Below are 19,927 nucleotides of genomic sequence, written 5' to 3'. Positions count from 1 at the left end.
GTTCTCATATTGATGAGGCCAGGGCACCTGTCTCCCCTTGAAAACCCAGTCCTTGAACCGACCACCTCAGCCTGGTGACTTCCTCCTTGCCTGACCAATCCCCGGCCCTGCGTGCCGAACAACTCCGCTATGGATATGGCGAGCAAAACGCCATTGATGGGGTTTCGTTTGCATTAGGCAATGGAACATTGACGGCCTTGGTGGGGCCCAATGGCGCAGGAAAGTCCACACTCCTCCATCTCCTGCAGGGTCGATTGCGCCAGTCCAGTGGTGCTGTGCAATGCAACGGCTCAATCGCGCTCATGCCTCAGAAAGCAGTCATCGACTGGAGTTTTCCAATCACTGTTGAGCAAATGGTGAAACTGGGGCAGCCTTCGCGCCATCCATCAGCATCCAGCCAATCGGTGGACTCCCTCCTGGAGCAGGTGGGCATGAATGGGATGGGATCAAGACGCCTGAACCAACTCTCAGGAGGGCAACAACAGAGGGTGTTGCTGGCCCGCGCTTTGATGCAGAACGCCAGTGTTCTGTTGCTGGATGAGCCCTGCAGCGCGATCGATCCACCAACACGGGCCCACCTCCTGAAGGTCATGCGCCAACAGGCCGATAGAGGTCAGACCCTTCTGGTCAGCAGCCATGACTGGGGCAAAGCCCTCGACAGCTACGACCGAGTTCTGGTGATCAACAAACAACTGGTGGCCAACGGCACTCCCTCAGAAGTGCGAAGCACGATCACGGATATGGACGGAATGATGGGGGATTGCTGTGCCTGATCTTGATCTCTGGTGGGGATTGCCCCTGCTGATTTCGTTGTTGGTCGGAAGCCTCTGCCCAGCAGCCGGATCGCTGTTGATCACGCAGCGGCGGATCCTCCTGGCGAACTTGATGGCGCACTCGGTTCTGCCGGGACTCGTGCTGGCCCTCGCCTTCGAACTGGACCCGAGCCTCGGCGGCCTGATCAGTGGTCTGATCGGTGCGTTGGTCGCTGAACAACTGACCCAACGGTTCCGTGGAAGGGAAGAAGGCGCCATGAACACGGTGCTGGCGGGCTTTACGGCCCTCGGTGTTCTGCTTGTGCCGCTATTGCAAGCCCGTGTCGACCTGGAATCAATTCTGTTTGGTGACATCCTTGCCTCCGGAGCCCCTGACCTGATCCGCACTACCATCTCGGCCATCGCTTTGGTCCTGCTGCTGATCGGTCAATACCAGGATCTGGTCTTCATCGGTGTTGATCCGGAAGGGGCTCTCGCTGCAAAGCGCCCCGTGCGACAAATCCGCTTCATCACCATCGTGGTAACCGCGCTGGTGGTGATCAGCGCCATCACCGCTGTGGGGATTGTGCTGGTGATTGGTCTGTTGTGCGCTCCTGTGCTCATTCATGTGGAACGCAGCACCAGCCTGAAAAGTCTGATGCTGAAATCGGCTGGCACAGGATTGCTGCTCTGCGGGGGAGGGATGATGCTGGCGGTTCTCTGGGATTTACCCCCTGGACCGCTGATCGGGGTTCTTTGCATGGCGCTAATCATCCTGAGAAGGCCGTAATCACTGCTGCGACAGACGCAACATCCGATCAAGGCGGCGCTTCATTCTCCGCATCAATATGCGTTCTTGCTCCAGGCGGTAAGTGCGCCGAAAGGCCAGGAACAAGACCGTCGACGTTGACGCCATCCCCACGCTGAACAGGGCGATCAAGCTTGCATCGCTCATTACTCCATCCACCCCGCTACTGAACAACGGCCAACCAACCACCAGCCAGGGCTGCAATCAAGCCACAGGCGAGTGCTTGAAGAACAAATTGGCCTGAATCTTTCTTTTCCCAACGATCAATGGCCTTCGATGCCGTACAGAACGGTTCTTTGTTCCTGATTAGCTTATCGATGTACCGCTCGATAAACTGATCATCGAGATCGAGCCGACGAAGCTTGGAGCGAATCTGATTGAGCTCAAACTGATTCATCATTCAAAAATCCCACAGTTCCACGATTGTCGAATGCTGAATAGCTGTTCCGAACAAATTGATGTTGAATACATCAATCATGAGCCAAAAGAGTCAAGCAAATAATTGCCCAACATCAATCCTAGCGAGATTGCGTTTTTAATGCGGTTCACCAGGGAAGACGCTTGCTGCAGCCAGGTGAATCGAACGAAACTTGACTGATTAACAGCAAGTTCACCAAAATCCTTAAAAGCCTTTGGAACTCCTTCTTCGCTTCGGTTGCATCACCTCAATGGTCTTTGGCCTTTTAGTTGAATACCAAACGCGTTGCGCTTCGTCGTAGCTCTCGACATCCTTGAACGAACCGTCTCGCATCCACACACGGTAGTGATGGCGGTCGTAGGGGTCGGAACTGGTTTCGGTGAACTGTTTCATGCCGCCAGATCAAGCTTCAGAGCAACGCTGTTGTCAATGCGCGAAATTTTATCGAAAGCAATTGTTGGTCGCATTCAAGCTCCATTGAAGCGATGGATGGTGAACAGAATCTGCACCTTATTCAGATCCGAGTCTTGTGAATGCTGCTCGACGACGATCTCGATAATGCTCAGGAACATGCTTTCCCCATAACCCTTCCCAATAGAAGAAAATCACGCCGTGACCACGATTGCGGGCCAGGCGTACTTTTTGCTCCAAAACGGCCATGGATGTGGTGCGTTTGCCGAATCCCGCCAACACGCCGATCTGAGAAGGAATACCCCAGCTGCGGGCTTTGCGTAGGGCGGGTTGATCCAGGTCCTTCGCAAAGCCTTGGACGGAGTAGGAGTAGTTCTGCACCACCAACTCTTCAATCAGCCCCCCCAAAGCCCAGAGCTCCCAATCCTGAAGCCAGAGGTTGTATGCCTGACGAAAGGGGCCGGGAGACAGGCTGATCCGTGTGGAGAGTTGCTCCTTCTTGAGACGCTGCCGTAACTCACGCAGAAGAGACGTGAGTTGGTTCCGACGCCATTTCATCCACTGTCGATTGCTGTGATCCCGCGGTGGTGCCATTCCCGTCTCTTGTTTGTAGAGCGCCACGGTGGTGGGGTCGTAGCCGAATTGAACCGGCCAGGCGAAGTGGTCGTCCAGTTGCAGGCCATCCAACGGACAGCGCTTTAAGGTCTCCACCACCAAACCAATGAAACGGGCACGAACCTCCGGATGGGCAGGGTTGAGCCAAGCCATCCGATGGTTCCCGTGCATGGTCATCCAGCGTTGGCCATTCGCTTTGGCCAACACCCAGCTGGGGTTCTTGCGGATAACAGCTGAATTCGCCGGCTCCATCAAGCCGTACTCAAACCAGGGCATCACCTTGATGCCGCGGCGCCGACCTTCAGCGGCCAAGGTGCAGATGGGATCAAGACCGAGCCCCGCCTTCTGAAGCGGTGGCTCTACTGGAGCGAAACGGCTGCGGTGAAAGGTGGTTCCTCGGCTCCAGACATTGGGCACCACACGATTGAATCCAGCCTCCTGGAGCTGCTGCATCGCTGCGCTGATGAGCTTCCTGTCGTAATAGAGCTTGCTGGGGCTGTTGGTCAGCCACACCCCCATGGTGCTCCGGTTCCGCAGAAGCCGGTCCAATCGGGACTCCGCCATCAAGGGAGCCGGAAGCGCTGCCATCAGGCTGGCCAGGGCAACGCAAGCCAGTGGCCTCCAGCTCTGATCCACTGCTGTTGAAGCACCGCACCGCACCGCAAGAGTCGCTCGAATCAATCGCGATGCAGCCGCAGCAAGCCCGCTCGTTGAACAGTCCATTCCACCGAACCCAACATTCAGCGGAACATCGAGCTCACGGAGCTCTCTTCGTGGATGCGCCAGATGGCTTCCCCCAGCATGTTGGCCACAGAGAGCACCTTCAGCTGGGGGAAGACCCGGTCTTGAGGGATCGGAATGCTGTTGGTGACCACCACCTGTTCAAACAGGCCCTCGACGGAAAGGCGTTCACTGGCAGGAGGTGAGAACACAGCGTGGGTGGCGCAGGCCAGCACCCGTTCGGCTCCTTGCTCCCGCAACAACCGTGCACCTGCACAGATCGTGCCGCCGGTGTCGATCATGTCGTCAATCAAGATCGCCGTTCGGCCGGCCACATCACCGATCACCGTGAGGCTCTCAGCCATGTTGTGACCGGTGCGGCGCTTGTCGATGATGGCCAGCGGGGCATCGTTCATCTGCTTGGCGAACGCCCGGGCACGCGCCACACCCCCCACATCCGGAGACACCACGACGACATCTCCCAGATCCTGAGTGGAGAGATAGTCCACCAGCACGGGTGATCCGTAGATGTGATCGCAGGGAATATCGAAATACCCCTGAATCTGGGCGGAGTGCAGATCCATGGCCAGCACACGATCAACGCCGGACTGCACCAGAAGGTTGGCCGTGAGCTTGGCCGTGATCGATTCACGACCGGCGGTTTTACGGTCCGCCCGGGCGTAGCCGTAATAAGGGACCACAGCAGTGATCTGCCGCGCTGATGCCCGTCGACAGGCGTCCACCATGATCAGCAGTTCCATCAGGTGGTCGTTCACCGGCGCGCAGGTGGGCTGGATCAGGAACACATCGCAGCCCCGAATCGACTCCTGGATCTGCACATACAGCTCACCGTCCGCAAACCGCTTGCAGACGCGGGGGCCATCTGGCACACCCAGATATGCAGAGATCTCCCGCGCCAGAGCGGGATTCGAGGTGCCGCTGAACAGACGCAGACGTCGGCTATCTGGAGCCATCTGCTCCTGTTCGGCACGGGCTGCTGTCAGGAAACTGGTCACGGCGCCCGCGTAACGAATTCTGCTGTAATCCGATGGTAGAGGTGAGCAGCACCCCCATGTCCAAAGGTTTCCCACTGCTCGTGGGTGCGGGCCCACTTCCAGAGCTCAAAATGCGCCAGGCCTGCGAGGCCCTTGCCAAGGCCTGCCAATGCCCGTTGACCACCGTGCCCAGCGGTGCAACACCCGCAGCAGTCCTGAAGAACAATCCAGCTGCAAAAGGGCTTGTGCGGCTAAGCGGTGACGCAGCACAGCCAACGCCGGAGGGTGATCTCAGCTGGTTGCATGCCCTGGCTGACTGGCGTCAGACGGTGCTGCTGCTGACGACAGCCGACAGTGATGGAACGATCCCTGGCACGGCCCCGGCCTACACCGCCCTCTGCCGAGAACTGCATGTCCCCCTTCTCGGCCTGGTTCAGCTCCAGGGCCCCTGGAACGGCCCAGCACGACGCAGAGACGGCCTCAGCTGGCTGGGGTGGATTCCCGATGAGAACCATCCAGATCAGGCCGAATGCATCGTGGCTCTCGCCCGGAGACTGCAGCTCCGCAGTCCGGGTTAAGGCTGGGGCCAGAGAGGACGGCTCGCCTCGGGCTTGATTTGGCGGAGGGTCTGCTCACCGGCTCGGTTGGCCAATGGCAGGCGGGTGATTGCGGCAGGTTCAGGGCTGGCAATGATTGCCGCGGCCAAGCTCAGTTGTTCCGAACGACTCAGGTTGGTCTCCACGTCAGCATCCAGTTGGTCCACCAAAGCAGGGATCAACGCAATGCCACTGGGAGCCTTGACCTGTTCGATTAAGGCCTCAACAAGAATGTCCTGGCGCTGGCGACGCTGGGAGACATCTTTGGGGTCTGGCAGGTGGCGCACCAGCTGTTCCGCCTGGACTCCGTTCAGGCTTTGGCGCCCAGCCTGGAGATTGACGCTGTAGCCCTGCGCCTTGTCTTGGCGTTGATAGGACTGCCCGAGCACCACTTCCACTTCACCCAGGCCATCCACAAGACGGCGTAAAGCCGCACGGGGCATCACCACATAGCGCTTGGGATCGCCATCTTCAAGGCCAACAATGTCGTGGATGGCATCGCTGACAAGACCGACGCCACCCCGTTGCCACAGCTGGGCCAGGCTGCCGGGATCCTTCTCGCCGGGAAGCTGAACGCCAAGCTCGGTAGGGATCTGGAGCACCTGAAGCGGCTCCCTCGATGCAATGCGAAGCATCAAAAGGGCATCGGCATTGGCAGGCCCCTTGGGCGCGGCCTGATTGGTGGGCGCACCCAGACGATTCGCATCCAGACCAATCACAACCACCATGACAGGGCTCTCGGGGAGAGGAGCCAAGGTTTCAGGTTGATCTGCGCTGAGAGGAGCTCCCTGGGCAACACGATCGGGTTCAGGCCACAGCGTCGCCAGCAACCACCCGGTGACACCGAGACCCAGCAACGCTGAACCGACACGCAGCACGCCGCGAACTCGGGGTGGCGACAACCAGTTCATTTCGCTGGAGCAAGCGCAATGGCGCTTAGTTTCGCCCAGATCTCCAGTTCTTAGCCTGGGCCCCGTGAAGCCGTCCTCGATGTCCCTCCGCCACGACTACCGCAACCGACCTCCCGAACAGGTGCGCGTGGTCGTGTTCGGAGCCACGGGGTACATCGGCCGTTTTGTGGTGAAGGAGCTGGTGGAGCGGGGCTACCAGGTGATTGCCTTTGCCCGAGAGCGCAGTGGTGTGGGCGGCCGCCAGAGGAGAGACGAGGTCATCGCCGATTTCCCTGGGGCAGAAGTGCGCTTTGGGGATGTCAGCGATCCAGCCTCCATCACGGCCGAGGCCTTCGATCAACCGACGGATGTGGTGGTGAGCTGCCTGGCTTCTCGCACCGGCGGCCGCAAGGATTCCTGGGCCATCGACCACGCAGCGACCCTCAACACCTACGAACAGGGACGGGCTGCCGGGGTGGCCCATTACGTGCTCCTCTCGGCCATCTGCGTGCAGAAGCCACTGCTGGAGTTTCAGAAAGCCAAGCTGGCCTTTGAGGCCGTGCTGCAGGCGGATGAAGAGATGACCCATTCCATCGTTCGCCCCACCGCCTTCTTCAAGAGCCTGGGCGGACAGGTGGAAAGCTGCCGCAAAGGTGGCCCCTATGTGATGTTCGGCGGCGGCACCCTGGCCAGCTGCAAGCCGATCAGCGAAGCAGACCTGGCCCGGTTCATGGCGGACTGCATCCAGGACGATGCCAAATGCAACCAGGTGCTTCCCATCGGCGGTCCCGGTCCGGCGCTGAGCGCTCGGGAGCAGGGAGAAATGCTCTTCCGCGCCCTGAACCGCCCCCAGCGGATGCTCTCCGTCCCCATTGCTCTGATGGATGGTCCGATTGCCCTTCTGGACGGTTTGGCTCGGCTGTTCCCGGGCATTAAAGATACGGCGGAATTCGGGCGCATCGGTCGCTATTACGCCAGCGAATCGATGCTCGTCTGGGACGAGCAAAATCAGCGCTACGACGCCGACGCCACGCCCTCCTACGGAACCGACACCCTGGAACAGTTTTTCGAGCGCGTGGCACGTGACGGCATGGCCGGGCAGGACCTCGGGGATGCCGCACTGTTCTGAAATCGCCATCCTTGGGAGACCAAGGGGCTCCCATGGATCAATCCACTGTTGAACCAGCGAAGGCTGGACGGGGGCGCAGCACCGGGGTGCTGCTGCACCCGACAGCGTTGCCTGGCAGCCCCGTCTGCGGCAGCTTCGGTGAGCCATGCCGCCGGTGGCTCCAACTGCTGGCTAAACATGACATCGGGGTCTGGCAGATGTTGCCCCTGGCCCCGCCAGATCCAACGGGCTCGCCCTACAGCTCCCCCTCGTGCAATGCCTTGAACCCCTGGTTCCTGGATGGCCAGGACCTGGCCAACGAGGGGTTGATCCATGAGGCCGCCCTCAGGGCAACTCCGGGCGCTGATGCGCCGATGGAGGGAGGGGAACATGTTGATTTCAGCCTGGCCCAGCAACGGGCCGATGCCCTGGGGGATGCACTGCTCGAGGCCTGGAGTGACCAGGATCCAAAGCGACACGCCGACTTCGGCACCTGGGCGCAGCAGCAGCGCGCTTGGTTAGAGGACCATGCCCGTTTCCAGGTTCTGCATGATCAGCACGGCACAGCTTGGTGGGACTGGCCCCTCCCCCTCGCCCGTCATGACAAAAAAGCGCTGCGGGCCTGGGCGGAACAACACCAAGATGCCCTGCTACGGGAACGGCTGATCCAGTGGCATCTCGACCGGCAATGGCAGGCGATTCGTCGACAAGCAGCAGACCTAGGCATCCAGCTGTTTGGAGATCTGCCCTTCTACGTCAGCAGTGACAGCGCTGATGTCTGGAGCAACCGTTCGCTGTTCACAGTCAAAGAGAACGGCCAACTCACCACCCAGAGCGGTGTGCCACCCGATTACTTCTCGGAAACAGGGCAACTGTGGGGCTCACCGGTTTACCGCTGGGGACAACATCGGATCACGCGATTCCACTGGTGGCGGCAAAGAATTGCTCGCCAGCGGGAGTTTGTTGATCTCCTACGCCTGGATCACTTCCGAGCTCTTGCCGCCTTCTGGGCCGTCCCCGGTACCGACTGCACCGCTGAAAACGGGCAGTGGCAGACCTCTCCAGGCCACGCCCTACTGCGCTACCTCCGCAAGGACGCTGGTGGCGCACTCCCCTTGATTGCCGAGGATCTTGGCGTGATCACACCGGATGTGGAGGCACTCCGTGATGCATTCCAGCTGCCGGGCATGAAGGTGCTGCAATTCGCTTTCGATGGTCAACGCGACAACCCCTATTTGCCTGAAAACACCGAGGGGCATCGCTGGGTCGTCTACACCGGCACCCACGACAACCCCACAACCTTGGGCTGGTGGAACAATTTGGATGCCGACAGCAGGACCCGCATTGCCACACGGGTGAATGGTGAGATCTCGGCCCCGGCCTGGCATCTGCTTGACATGGCCTTTGCCACGACCGCAGGACTGGTCGTCGCCCCACTACAGGACCTCATGCATCTGGATGACCGGGCCAGATTCAACACACCCGGCACCAGTGAAGGCAACTGGAGCTGGAGGCTTCGCAGCTTTGATGCTGATCTGGAGAATGCCCTTGGCGGCTACGGCACGAGGGGAGCGGTCTGGGGACGGTCGCTGTCGGGAGCAGGCGGCTTGTTGACCCGGTAGATCCCCGGCCGAGCTTGATCCACAGCCAGGGGTTCTCCGTTCCAGAGCACCTGATCGCCAGCACCAGCGGGGGGATCCAGGCGGACCTCAATCGGGGCCTGCAACTGGAGCATCAACGTGCCGGCACTGGCCGTGAATTCAAACCGGTCTCCACCACCGCTCGAGAGCTGCAGCGCTCTGGGCTCAGCAACAACAACCTCGAGAACCCCCTGAGACTGCGTCAGAGCACCACCCACCAGCTCAAGCCACTCCTGAGGTGTGCGTTGCTGAACCTGTTCCAGGGGCCGCAAGGCGGCGATGCGATGATCTGCGCCGGCCAGGTTCGGGCGACGGTTGATCGCCTCCACATCAGCACGCACGGGCTCGAGGGTCAGGCTGTTGCGCAGGGCCAAATCCTGCTGTTGTCGGTTGATAGCAAGCAGGCTGAGCGCAATCACGACGGTGTAGACCACCGTGCCCTGCCAGGTGGTGAACACATCGATATTGCCGAGGGTGAAGCGCCGCAGACCCGCCTTGGCAGATCCGCGGCGGAGCAACACCGGTTGGGGAAGCAAGGGGTCGAGACATCCACTGGGAAGAGCTAAGCGGATCTCGATCTGAGGCAGCATCGAGGCGAGATAAGCCCGCTCGGGCAATCGATCACGCCAGCCACGCTCCAGCGCTTCGATGACGGGTGTTGTGATCCGGGTTTCATTGGCCAGGTCCCGTAGCGAAAGCCCAAGTTCTTCCCTCCTCCGCCGCAGCATCAGTCCCAGATCCTGACTTTGCTGATCCTGGGTCTCAACAGAACCAGCATCAGCGCTGGACCCATTGCGGGGACGGCGCCACCAGAATCCTGGACGCTTCAGTCGCATGGGCGATGCAAATCCAAGGGGACAGCCTGGTCGAGCATTGGCTTCCATTCTCCCTCGCTCAACCACATCCAGCACCCCTCAGCCAGATCACCAAGCGGCAACCCCGCAATCGCTGTGCGCTGGAGGTCGAGCACCGGATGGCCAAGGGCCTCCGCCATCCGGCGAATCTGTCGGTTGCGACCTTCCCGCAACTCGATCTCCAATAACGAGCGCGCGCCCCTGGTCTGCAGTCGGCGCACCTGTGCGGGGCGGGTCGGTCGTCCATCCAATGGAAAACCCCGACACCAGCGGTCGAGAACCGCTTCGGACGGCACACCCTCCACCCAAACCCTGTAGGTCTTGGCATGGCTGTAGCGCGGGTGGGTGAGTTTCAACGTGAGCTCACCCAGATCGGTAAGCAGCAGAGCCCCACGACTGTCGGCATCCAGACGGCCAACAGGATGCAGTCCTGCCCGATGCTCCGGTGGCAGCAGGTCGAGCACCGTTCGGCGGCCCTGAGGGTCATCGCAGCTGCAGATCACCCCCACGGGCTTGTTCAGCAACAGCACCCGCGCCGCGCCACGGCTGGGCAAGGCCCTGCCATCCACGCAAATCGTCTGCTGGTGCGGATCAGCCTGGTCCCCAACGCGGGCGACCTGGCCATCCACCGTGATACGGCCCGCCTGAATCCATTCCTCAGCCCGGCGCCTGGAACAGAGACCAGCAGCAGCAATCAGTTTCTGGAGACGCTGACGCGTCATCCAACCGGCTCCCGGGGGAGAAGGAGGTCCATGCAGGCGCCCCCAGCAGGGTGGTTGCGCGCTTCGATGCGACCACCATGATTCACGGAGATCTGCTGCACGATGGCCAGCCCAAGGCCACTGCCACTACGGCTGGAGCGTGCCCGCGAGGGATCCCCCCGGTAGAAGCGTTGAAACATGCGACTGAGATCGGTCTCACTCAACCCAGGGCCGTGATCACGGATGCTGAGCAGCCACCAGCCGCCGCTCTGGCGCACGGTCACATCGACGCTGCTGTCCTCTGGGGAGTAACGCAGAGCATTATCGAGAAGATTCAGCACCGCGCGGTGCAGACGGCGTTGATCCCCAAGCAAGGGCCCGGATTCAGAGCGATCCAACTGCAGAGTGACCCGCCGTCCCTCCGCGATCGGGCGAATGGTTCCCCAAGCGCTGTCGACCAGATCCTCCAGGGTGAGGGGGACGTAATCGCTGTATTCCTGGGGCAGGCTGTTCTCCAGGCGTGAGAGCTCCAGCAGATCCTCCACAAGCAGCTGAAGACGCCGGAGTTCCTTCTGCAGCCGTTGCACCAGAGCCGTGTCCTCTGAACTCACGGCCAGCTCCAGCCGATCGCTCACCAGCATCAGGGCGGTCAAAGGGGTCTTGAGCTCATGGGCCACATCACTGACCCAGCGCTCCTGCTGCTGTTGCTGGGCTTCGAGGGACTGGCGGCTCTGGATCAACACCAACAAGCATTCATCGCTACCCGGCAGAACGATGGCCTCCAGCGGATCCCCCTGTTGCTCCCATTCACATCGCTGGGGGCGCTGCTGATAGCGGCTGCTGAAGATCACCTCCTCAAGTGCGGGAATGTCCAGGGCATCCCTGAGGTTCATGCCACGAACAAGACGATTGCGGGAAATGTGCAGCAAACGTTCGGCCCGACCGTTGAGGTAGGCGATGGAGTGATCCGGAGCCAGGATCATCCAGCCCTGGGTGGCCGCATCAATCCAGGCCAGAAGCTGAGGTGCGTTCAAGACAACAGGCCGCTCCTCCTCCTCTCGCAACGACTTCAGGAAGCGCCATCGTCGCTGCAAGAGAAGCGTGATCCAGATGCCGGCCGCAAAGCCAAGTACTCCAGAGATCAACACAACAAGATCAGCCGAAGCGGTAACCGAAGCCGCGGACCGTGCGGATCAACTGGGGAGATGAGGGCTCATCTTCAACCTTTTCCCGTAACCAACGGATGTGAACATCCACTGTTTTGGTGTCGCCGACGAAATCCACACCCCAGATTTTCTCCAGCAACTGATCGCGACTCCAGACGCGCTTGGGGTTCTGAATGAACAACTCCAGGATTTTGTATTCCTTCGGGGAGAGGGTCAGATCCGTGCCATCCCGGGTGACCCGGCACTCATTGGAGAAGAGGCAAAGATTGGCGTAACTGTGTGATTCAGAGGGCGACGACTCGGTTTGACGGGATCGCCGCAGCAACGCCCTGCAGCGGGCCACCAACTCACGCAGCCCAAAGGGTTTGACCAGATAATCATCAGCGCCAACCTCCAGCCCAAGCACCCGATCGGTTTCACTGTCGCGGGCACTGATTACAAGAATCGGTGTGGTGTTCTTGAAGCGACGAAGCTCGCGACAGAAATCAAGCCCCCCCAGCCCCGGAAGCATCAGATCAAGAACAATCAAATCAACCGGATCAGAGGATCTGTCCACGACCAGTTCGAGAGCCTCTGAGCCATTTGAGCTGGTGAGCACTTCATAGCCCTCCAACCTCAAGGCCTCACCAACTGTCTCCCGGATGCTGTCGTCGTCTTCCACAACGAGCAAACGGCATGTGGAAACCGCCGCAGACAAGGTCGTCACATCCAACAGGCTGGAAACGATTTAATTCTGACGGTGGCCTCAGCCAGAAGGATGAGATCAGCGGCTTCGCTTAAGAGGTCAGAAGACGAGATCAGAAAAATTCATCGAAATTGTCGAAATCAACCGCTTTGAAATTGCCCTCTTCCACCTGCACCATCAGGCGCTCGAGCTGAGCGAACAAGGCTCCACCCGTCAGCAGAGACAGCAAGAGAGCCACCAGAAGGGCAGCACCTGCCGCAAAACCGAAGATCTGAAGGCAGCAGCCAATAAACAAGGTCACACCGATCAGGGTGCCGCCGTAACTGAGGTTGATCTCAACTGTTCCCAGAGGCAACAGGGGGAGCCGGTCCTGCTTCCAGCCATCCAATTTGTTCTGGACCTGACGACCGAAAGTCAAGCCGCAGAGCACTGCCATCAACAGGCCGATACCTGCCAGCAGGTAAGGCGGCTGGGGCAGGGTCATCATCCGAAGCAGCTGCTCAAGCTCCTGGGCGCTGATCTCCTCAGGCATCGACGCCGATCTCAAAGAGCTGCGACCTTAGCGATCTCAGCTCAAGGTTCCCAGCTTTGGGAGCCGAGAAAGGTGAGTTCGACAAAGTCGCTGGCGTTGTGATCGTCCCTCCCCATCTGAATTCGGAAGCCCCCCAGATCAAGATCATTGATTGACTCAAGAGCCTGGACAAGGGATTGACGCGTTGGGTTCTTTCCAGCCCGTGCCAGCGCCTCGGTGATCATCCGCGCCGCGAGATACCCCTCAAAACTGGTGAAGCCAAAACCCGATGCCTCATCACTCAGCCGCAGGCAGCGCTGATAGTCAGCGACAACGGGGATCCAACGATTCCACGGGAACGGCACCACCTGGGCCACGCCGATGCCATTGGCTTTGCCCACCGGCATCGCCCTCTGCAGAGCTTGGGTGCCCACAAACGACACATTCATGATCTGAGCGCTGCTGCCTCGTTCGCGCAGCGCGGTGGCCAGGGCAGCCGAACTCACATAGGCAGAAACGAGCACGACTCCGTTGGGATTGACCGCCATAAGGTCGTCCAATGCATCCCCCACCTGAGCTGAATTGCGTTGCACCGTCGTGACCGCCACCGGTTTGAGCCCATGGCTGGTGAGGGCAGCCATGGCGCCGTCAAGGCCATCCTGACCAAAGGCGTCGTCTTGATAAACGATCGCAATGCGATGGTGCGCATCACGCACCAGCTCGTCGACCATCGCCGCAATCTCCCGGCGATAGCTGGTTCGCATGTTGAACACCATGCGCAGCTCCGGCCGTCGAAGCAGACTTGCCCCCGTCATCGGCGCCACCAGCGGCACCTCCGCAGCCTCGATTAACGGCAACGCCACTTTTGTGGTGGGCGTGCCCACATAACCGAACAACGCCAGAAGATCATTGCGTTTCAGCAATTGGCGCGTGTTGATCAGCGTCTGCGACGGCTCGTATTTGTCATCAAGACTGACCAACTCGATTCTGCGCCCGTGAATCCCGCCCTCACGGTTCACAGACTTAAACCAGGCCAAGGCCCCGCGTCGATAATCCAGACCGAGTTGTGCCGAAGGGCCCGAGAGCGGTAGGGACTGGCCAAGCACCAGAGCGTTGGGATCTTGCCCCCTGCCAGGGGGCTGAGAAGCAACAGGGCGAGGTTGAAGCAGCGTGAGCAGTCCACTGCTCAGTAAGGCCCAGCAAGTCAGAGTGACTCCAGAGCTGCGCCGCAAATGGCCTCCAAGAAACAGAAGCACTGGAACTTACTTGCCGTTGTTTCAATTCTGCTTGCCGGTCTTCTGGCGTTCACCGGCATCAACAGGCTTGATGTCGGTCGTGTCCCTAGCCGTGATGCGCTGCGCTTGTCATCGGCATCACGAGCCCTGACAACAGACAGTCAACGGATACCCGGGGACGGCTGGACCTCCCTGCGGGGCGAAAAGCTGTCGGGCCAGGAGATGGTCCTTGATCAACAGGGGCTGGAGGACGCCTCCTACCAGGTTCAGGTAGGGATCTACGCCACCAGCACCTACGACCTGGATCTGAGCATCCCCAGTTACTCATCCAACGGTTACGTCTGGATGCGCTGGGGAGATGAGCTGCAGCGCTATCTGAGTGAACGGGACCAAACCATTGAACAGGGAATCACCCTGGTGAACGGATTGCTATCCGATGCCGATCCAGTGCTGACGCCGATGTCCTCAGCCCCAGTGCACAACGACGACGGAACGTACTACCAACTGTTCAGCTATATCGGCCGCTTCTACATCGACAAAGCCAGCTTCAGGCACTTTCCCTTTGTGACCGTGAGCCTGCCCCTTGTCCTTGAAATGGAGGATGTGAATGGTTCTCTCGACTATCCCCATTTCCGCTTCGAGCCCGACATCCAAAACAGTGGGATGGGCTTGTTCGCAGGAATCATCGGCTGGCTGAACCGAGGCTGGTCCATTGCCGAATACCGGCACAACTACGCCACAAATTTCGGGCTGGGGGGCAGCGCGGATGACTACAGCCTGGTCATCTTCGATATCACGTTCGGCACCTCATCCTGGTCTGCGTTCTGGCGGTTGATGCTGCCGCTGCTGGTGGTGATGGCCATGGTTCTGCTCGTCTTCAAAGTCCGAGCCGATGAACAGGACGCGCGCGCAGGAATTCCTGTCACCGTGCTGTTGACCCTGGTCTTCCTTCAACAGACCTACCGGGAGGAACTGCCCGACCTGCCCTATCTCACCTTTCTGGATCAGGTGTATGTAATTGCCTATGTGGTCACCTTGCTGGCCTTCATCCTGGTGATCTTCATCGGACGGCGTTACGGGGAGCTGGAGGCAATGCCGGAAGGCGACGCCAAAACTCGCAAAGAGCATCGGCTGGAGCAACTGGACGAAATCTGGCCGCTCACCGTTGTGGTCTTCAGTTCGATCAGCATCTTCGGCTGCTGGATCACGCTGCCGCCAGGGGGTTGAGACGTTGCAGCAGCCCACCGGCCAGCCGCCCGGGGCCGAAAGTTCGTCCAAGCAGGCCAACCAGGGCACGCACGTCGTCGGTGTGCAGGCGATCGTCACGGATCAGCGTCATCAGCAGACGCCGGCGAAGGTCGGCACCATCGCGGCTGAACAGCAACCGCAAGCCGGCACCGGCGACAGGAATCAGTTCCTTACCAGGCGCGGGTGCGTCCTGGCCGACCACCGCCAGAAGGCTTTCCAGCCGATCCAGGCGCAAGCGGCCTGACTCATCAAAAATCACCTCAAGCAACTTCTCGCGCATCTCGCTCGTGTCTCCCGCGAGCAGTCGACGGGCCACGTAGGGATAAGCGATGGCGATGATCTTGAAGTCGGGATCGAGACGCAGGGCCAGACCCTCCTGGCTGACGACCGCACGGATAATCAGCGCGAAGCGAGCCGGCACCCGGAAGGGGTAATCAAACATCAGCTCCGAGAAACGGTCGGTGATCGCCTTGAAGTTGAACGAACCGACCGAGTCACCAAGGCTGCCGCCGAGCACCTCCTCAAGAGCAGGAATGATCGGGGTGAGATCAGCGGTGGGGCTGAGAAAACCAAGGGATTGGAAATCCTTGGCCAAACCGGGGAAATCACGGTTGATCAGATGCACCACTGCACCCGTCAGGGTGAGACGGTCGCTGTCGCTGATGGAATCCATCATGCCGAAATCGACATAGCCCACATGGCCGAGGTCCCCCGTTCGCCCCCGCATGGCGAACAGGTTGCCGGGATGGGGATCGGCGTGGAAGTAGCCGAACTCCAGCAGTTGCTGAAGACCGCAGATCACACCCGTGCGGATCAATGCCGTTGGATCGAGTTGCTGTGAGCGCAGCTCTTCGCTGTCGCGCATCTTGGCTCCATCAATCCAGGTGGTGGTGAGCACACGGGTGGAGCTGAGCATCCGCTCCACCTTCGGGACATAGACGGCATCGTTTTGAGCAAAGAGAGCCGAGAACCTCTCAGCATTGGCCGCTTCAAGGCCGTAGTCGATCTCCTCGAAAAGGCTGCGGCCAAACTCATCGATGATTCCGCCCAGACCGAAGCCAAGATTGAGGGGCAGGAGAGGAGCCGTCATCACACCGAGCGCCCGGATCAGAACCAGATCCCGCCGCAGGATGAAGGTGAGATTGGGTCGCTGAACCTTCACCGCAACCCAGTGCTGGCCCTGTAAACGAGCTTTGTAGACCTGCCCGAGGCTGGCGGCGGCGATTGGAGTGTCGGGGAACTCCTCAAACAACTCTTCAGCTGGTGCACCCAGCTCTTCGCGGATGCACGCCAGGGCGACAGCATGGGAAAACGCCGGCAGGTCGTCCTGCAGGCGCGTCAATTCCTCGAGCCAATCCCGACGCACGAGATCGGGACGTGTTGACAGGGCCTGACCCAATTTGATGAAACAGGGACCCAGACCGGTGAGGGTGTTGAGGATGCGACGCGCCAAGCCCTGCTGCACAGCGGCGTTACTACTGCCTCCACGCAGCAGCAACACCAAGACCAGGCCAGCCAGGGACCAGAGCACCTGCACCAGCCGCGGGATAGCGACCCAGGGACGCAGCAGCAACCAGCCCAGATCCCGCCGGGGGTCGTAACGCATCGCATCGAGCTGAGTACAGAGGGAGACTTTAAGGAGATCAGGCGGATTCGATGGCGCTTCTGCCCCAGCTCACCCGTCGGCTCGGTGAGCCTCTGTTTCTGCCGGCCCATGGCCGGGGGGCCGCGCTTCCGGATGGACTGCGTCAATTGCTGCGACAACGCGCTGGCATCTGGGACCTACCGGAACTCCCTGAACTCGGCGGTCCACTGGAACCGGACGGCGCCATCGCCGAAAGCCAACGCTGCGCCGCAGCTCAGATGGGTGTGGCGCGGTGCTGGTACGGGGTGAACGGGGCCACAGGATTGCTTCAGGCCGCTCTACTGGCGATGGTCAGGCCTGGGGAGCGGGTGCTTCTCCCTCGCAATGTCCATCGCAGCCTGATTCAGGCCTGCATTCTCGGGGATCTGCAGCCGGTGCTGTTCGATCTTCCGTTTCAAAGCGACCGGGGCCAGCCTGCGCCGGTGGATTCCGCCTGGATCGAACGGGTGCTGGCGGCTTTGCCGTCCGATGGGGCACCCATCCGCGCCGCGGTTCTGGTGCATCCCACTTACCAGGGCTATGCCAACGACCCCACGGAGGTGATCAAACGATTACAGGAGCGAGGCTGTTGCGTGCTGGTGGATGAAGCCCACGGCTGTCATTTCGCCGCAGGCGTGAATCATCCTCTGCCTCCCAGTGCCGTGCACTGCGGCGCCGATCTCGTGGTGCATTCCCTGCAGAAATCAGCTGCAGCCCTCGCGCAAACGGCAGTGCTCTGGATGCAGGGGGAGCGTCTGGATCCAGTGCGTGTCGAACGAAGTCTGGGATTGCTGCAAACCACAAGCCCCAGTGCGCTGCTGCTGGCCTCCTGCGAAGAAGCCCTTCAACACTGGCAGCGCCGCAGGGGACGCCGACAACTGCTTCAGCGTCTGCAGGAGGCTGAAGAGCTCGCCGATGTCTTGCGCCGTAGCGGAGTCCCTCTGCTCAACAACCAGGACCCGCTGCGCCTGATCCTGCACACGGGCCAGGCGGGGATCACCGGCCTAGAGGCCGACGCCTGGTTCCTGCCCAAAGGCCTCGTGGGCGAACTGCCGGAACCGGCAACGCTGACCTTTTGCCTAGGCCTAGCCCGACACCGTGGGCTCGGGCGCCGGATCAGGCACCACTGGCAGGACCTCCGGCGGACCTATCCCGATCGCGATCCACTGCCGCCGTTCGAAGCTCCGCCTCTGCCACTAGTCACCACCACAGACCATTCACCGTCGCAGGCCTGGCACGCAGAACGTCTCCGCGTGTCGTTAGACGAAGCGGGCGGATGCTTGGCGGCTGAATTGCTGTGTCCGTACCCCCCTGGCATCCCACTGCTGATTCCCGGTGAGCGATTGGATCGCAACCGGCAAGCCTGGCTGAAACGCCAGCAGCTGTTCTGGGGTGAACAGATTCCCGACGGTCTGTTCGTCGTCAGCAGGGGGTGAAATCCAGCCCCACAGCCGCTTCAATCCATGCATTCGACAGTGGTGGATGCAACCTCTGACCTGGCTGGTGCTGGCACTGCTGATCTGCCCCTCCGTTGGGGCCAGCCCCAATGGCGAGGAATTCCTTTTGGAAGACATCCAGAAGAGCAAGGAGATCACAGAAATCAAGGGGATCAAGGATGTCGACACGATCAACGCTTTGCCACTCCCTCCCCCGAGCCCCCTGGCCGACAAGACTCCGGTACCAAGCAAGCTCATCCAGGTGGTTCAAGGAGCAGCAAGCTGGTACGGGCCAGGGTTCTACGGCCGAACAACCGCAAATGGTGAGCGCTTCCGCAAGGGCACGCTGTCGGCAGCCCATCGGACATTGCCCTTTGGAACCCAGGTGCGCGTCACCAATCTGAGCAATGGACGCAGCGTTGTGGTGCGAATCAATGACCGTGGGCCTTTCAAGGACCACCGGGTGATTGATCTCGCCCATGGCGCCGCATCACAACTCAAGATGATGCAGGCGGGTCAAGTACCAGTGAAACTCGAGATCCTCAAGTCGTCGCCATAAAGCAGCTTCAGGCTCGCCAGACGAAGCCAACCATGAGCGATTGATAGCCTGAACCAACGAAGCCTCCAATCAGCGTGATCCGTGAGGTTGTCTTCGATCAAAGCCAAGCGCCAGCCGCGCGTGCGGTGCTGCGCAAGCGGCTGATCAGTGGCCTCGCTGTCGGCGGATTTGGCCTACTGGTGGTTGGACTCGGGGGCTGGTGGTTCACCGCTGCGCTGGGGGGAATGGTGCACCTCGGCCTTCTGGAGTTCTTCCGAATGGCCCAGTTCAAGGGGATCCGCCCAGCCACCAAAACAACCCTGGTGGCCTGTCAACTGCTGTTATTCACCACCCAATGGTCGATGCAGGGAGGGCTGCCGGAAGCGGTGGCCTCCGCGGTGTTGCCCCTATCTGGAGCTGCTATCTGCGGCTGGCTGCTCCTACAACCGGTGACGGGCTCCATCGCCGATATCGCAGCATCGATTTTCGGCTTGTTCTACCTCGGGTTTCTACCCAGCCACTGGTTGAGTCTGCGTGGTCTTGAAGACGGGCTGGCGATCACCCTTTCCGCCTGTCTCATGATCGTGGCCACCGACATCGGCTCCTGGGCCGTAGGCCGGCGTTACGGCAAGCGCTCCCTCTCGCCGATCTCTCCTGGGAAAACCATCGAAGGCGCCATTGGCGGCTTCCTCTCGGCGATGTTGATGGGCCTGATCTGCGGTCAGCTGATGGGGTGGGTCCTGCATGGTCTGCCAGGCCTGCTGCTGGGAGCGCTGATCGCTCTGTTCGCGTTGGTGGGAGACCTAACGGAATCGATGATGAAACGAGATGCGGGCGTCAAGGATTCAGGTGATGTCCTACCGGGCCATGGCGGGATCCTGGACCGCATCGACAGCTATCTATTCACCCCAGCGGTGGTGTACTACGCGATCGCCCTGTGCCAACCGCTGCTTTCGAAGTAGCGCCGGTTCAACAA

22 protein-coding genes are annotated in these 19,927 nt (G+C 60.4%); 9 read left to right on the top strand and 13 right to left on the bottom strand.

Going from position 1 to position 19,927, the window contains the following annotated elements:
• The first annotated feature begins 74 nt into the window (after nt 1-74).
• Both NCN06_RS01070 and NCN06_RS01065 read left to right on the top strand, forming a co-directional pair.
• Nucleotides 75-773, top strand: coding sequence for a metal ABC transporter ATP-binding protein (locus NCN06_RS01070; protein ID WP_250398544.1), 699 nt, complete (start codon nt 75-77; stop codon nt 771-773).
• A complete protein-coding gene (locus NCN06_RS01065) occupies nt 766-1,542 on the top strand; it encodes a metal ABC transporter permease (RefSeq protein ID WP_226398052.1) in 777 nt (258 codons plus the stop codon). Before NCN06_RS01070 ends, NCN06_RS01065 begins: the two co-directional genes overlap by 8 nt.
• Here the strand turns inward: NCN06_RS01065 and NCN06_RS01060 are convergent, their stop codons facing one another.
• From NCN06_RS01060 to NCN06_RS01040, 5 genes are all read right to left on the bottom strand, one after another.
• Entirely contained in the window at nt 1,543-1,707 is a 165-nt protein-coding gene (locus NCN06_RS01060) for a hypothetical protein (protein ID WP_226398053.1), read from the bottom strand.
• Between the two features lie 16 nt (nt 1,708-1,723).
• Nucleotides 1,724-1,957, bottom strand: a complete 234-nt coding sequence (locus tag NCN06_RS01055) for a hypothetical protein (protein WP_250398543.1) — start codon at nt 1,955-1,957, stop codon at nt 1,724-1,726.
• A 225-nt stretch (nt 1,958-2,182) separates the two neighbouring features.
• Complete coding sequence (locus NCN06_RS01050; protein WP_250398542.1) at nt 2,183-2,371, bottom strand: DUF7441 family protein; 189 nt, start codon at nt 2,369-2,371, stop codon at nt 2,183-2,185.
• A gap of 117 nt (nt 2,372-2,488) precedes the next feature.
• Nucleotides 2,489-3,592, bottom strand: a complete 1,104-nt coding sequence (locus tag NCN06_RS01045; RefSeq protein ID WP_502988822.1) for a glycoside hydrolase family 10-like protein — start codon at nt 3,590-3,592, stop codon at nt 2,489-2,491.
• Between the two features lie 152 nt (nt 3,593-3,744).
• On the bottom strand, nt 3,745-4,740 hold the full coding sequence (locus tag NCN06_RS01040) for a ribose-phosphate pyrophosphokinase (protein WP_115092993.1): 996 nt from the start codon (nt 4,738-4,740) through the stop codon (nt 3,745-3,747).
• 41 nt (nt 4,741-4,781) lie between these two features.
• Between NCN06_RS01040 and NCN06_RS01035 the strand changes: the two genes are divergently transcribed.
• Nucleotides 4,782-5,297, top strand: coding sequence for a hypothetical protein (locus tag NCN06_RS01035; RefSeq protein WP_370631226.1), 516 nt, complete (start codon nt 4,782-4,784; stop codon nt 5,295-5,297).
• Here the strand turns inward: NCN06_RS01035 and NCN06_RS01030 are convergent.
• The gene (locus NCN06_RS01030; RefSeq protein WP_250398541.1) at nt 5,294-6,226 is read right to left on the bottom strand and encodes an LCP family protein; all 933 of its coding nucleotides are present in this window, start codon (nt 6,224-6,226) and stop codon (nt 5,294-5,296) included. The genes NCN06_RS01035 and NCN06_RS01030 overlap by 4 nt on opposite strands.
• Nucleotides 6,227-6,305: 79 nt before the next feature.
• Between NCN06_RS01030 and NCN06_RS01025 the strand changes: the two genes are divergently transcribed.
• Nucleotides 6,306-7,334 carry an NAD(P)-dependent oxidoreductase gene (locus NCN06_RS01025; protein WP_226422459.1) on the top strand — a complete coding sequence of 343 codons (1,029 nt, stop codon included), beginning with the start codon at nt 6,306-6,308 and terminating at the stop codon, nt 7,332-7,334.
• Between the two features lie 32 nt (nt 7,335-7,366).
• The gene (gene malQ / locus NCN06_RS01020; RefSeq protein WP_250398540.1) at nt 7,367-8,935 is read left to right on the top strand and encodes a 4-alpha-glucanotransferase; all 1,569 of its coding nucleotides are present in this window, start codon (nt 7,367-7,369) and stop codon (nt 8,933-8,935) included.
• On the opposite strand, the gene NCN06_RS01015 is transcribed toward malQ, so the two are convergent.
• The 6 genes from NCN06_RS01015 to NCN06_RS00990 all read right to left on the bottom strand — a co-directional run bounded on the left by NCN06_RS01015 (nt 8,869) and on the right by NCN06_RS00990 (nt 14,126).
• Complete coding sequence (locus tag NCN06_RS01015) at nt 8,869-9,789, bottom strand: helix-turn-helix domain-containing protein (RefSeq protein ID WP_226398061.1); 921 nt, start codon at nt 9,787-9,789, stop codon at nt 8,869-8,871. The two genes, malQ and NCN06_RS01015, sit on opposite strands and share 67 nt — an antisense overlap.
• Entirely contained in the window at nt 9,780-10,529 is a 750-nt protein-coding gene (locus NCN06_RS01010; RefSeq protein ID WP_226398062.1) for a pseudouridine synthase, read from the bottom strand. Before NCN06_RS01010 ends, NCN06_RS01015 begins: the two co-directional genes overlap by 10 nt.
• Nucleotides 10,526-11,656, bottom strand: a complete 1,131-nt coding sequence (locus NCN06_RS01005; RefSeq protein WP_226398063.1) for a sensor histidine kinase — start codon at nt 11,654-11,656, stop codon at nt 10,526-10,528. The genes NCN06_RS01010 and NCN06_RS01005 overlap by 4 nt, the downstream gene beginning before the upstream one ends.
• Before the next feature lie 7 nt (nt 11,657-11,663).
• Complete coding sequence (locus NCN06_RS01000; protein ID WP_226398064.1) at nt 11,664-12,386, bottom strand: response regulator transcription factor; 723 nt, start codon at nt 12,384-12,386, stop codon at nt 11,664-11,666.
• Between the two features lie 85 nt (nt 12,387-12,471).
• A complete protein-coding gene (locus NCN06_RS00995) occupies nt 12,472-12,891 on the bottom strand; it encodes a hypothetical protein (protein ID WP_115025092.1) in 420 nt (139 codons plus the stop codon).
• Nucleotides 12,892-12,932: 41 nt separating this feature from the next.
• Entirely contained in the window at nt 12,933-14,126 is a 1,194-nt protein-coding gene (locus NCN06_RS00990) for an ABC transporter substrate-binding protein (protein WP_226398065.1), read from the bottom strand.
• Here NCN06_RS00990 and NCN06_RS00985 point away from each other — a divergent pair.
• On the top strand, nt 14,103-15,332 hold the full coding sequence (locus tag NCN06_RS00985; protein WP_226398066.1) for a ligand-gated ion channel: 1,230 nt from the start codon (nt 14,103-14,105) through the stop codon (nt 15,330-15,332). The two genes, NCN06_RS00990 and NCN06_RS00985, sit on opposite strands and share 24 nt — an antisense overlap.
• Here NCN06_RS00985 and NCN06_RS00980 read toward each other — a convergent pair.
• Nucleotides 15,310-16,959, bottom strand: a complete 1,650-nt coding sequence (locus tag NCN06_RS00980) for an ABC1 kinase family protein (protein ID WP_226398067.1) — start codon at nt 16,957-16,959, stop codon at nt 15,310-15,312. The genes NCN06_RS00985 and NCN06_RS00980 overlap by 23 nt on opposite strands.
• A gap of 50 nt (nt 16,960-17,009) precedes the next feature.
• Between NCN06_RS00980 and NCN06_RS00975 the strand changes: the two genes are divergently transcribed.
• The 3 genes from NCN06_RS00975 (at nt 17,010) to NCN06_RS00965 (ending at nt 19,913) form a co-directional block, all read left to right on the top strand.
• Nucleotides 17,010-18,413: an aminotransferase class I/II-fold pyridoxal phosphate-dependent enzyme gene (locus NCN06_RS00975; protein WP_226398068.1), complete on the top strand. Its 1,404-nt coding sequence runs from the start codon at nt 17,010-17,012 to the stop codon at nt 18,411-18,413.
• A 46-nt stretch (nt 18,414-18,459) separates the two neighbouring features.
• Nucleotides 18,460-18,972, top strand: a complete 513-nt coding sequence (locus tag NCN06_RS00970) for a septal ring lytic transglycosylase RlpA family protein (RefSeq protein WP_226398069.1) — start codon at nt 18,460-18,462, stop codon at nt 18,970-18,972.
• Between the two features lie 74 nt (nt 18,973-19,046).
• Nucleotides 19,047-19,913 carry a phosphatidate cytidylyltransferase gene (locus tag NCN06_RS00965; RefSeq protein WP_226398070.1) on the top strand — a complete coding sequence of 289 codons (867 nt, stop codon included), beginning with the start codon at nt 19,047-19,049 and terminating at the stop codon, nt 19,911-19,913.
• Nucleotides 19,914-19,927: the final 14 nt, after the last annotated feature.

This window comes from Synechococcus sp. MU1648 (assembly GCF_023630615.1).
Lineage (GTDB): Bacteria > Cyanobacteriota > Cyanobacteriia > PCC-6307 > Cyanobiaceae > Parasynechococcus.
Note: the sequence above shows the minus strand (reverse complement) of the source record. Positions and strands in the feature narration are given on the sequence as shown.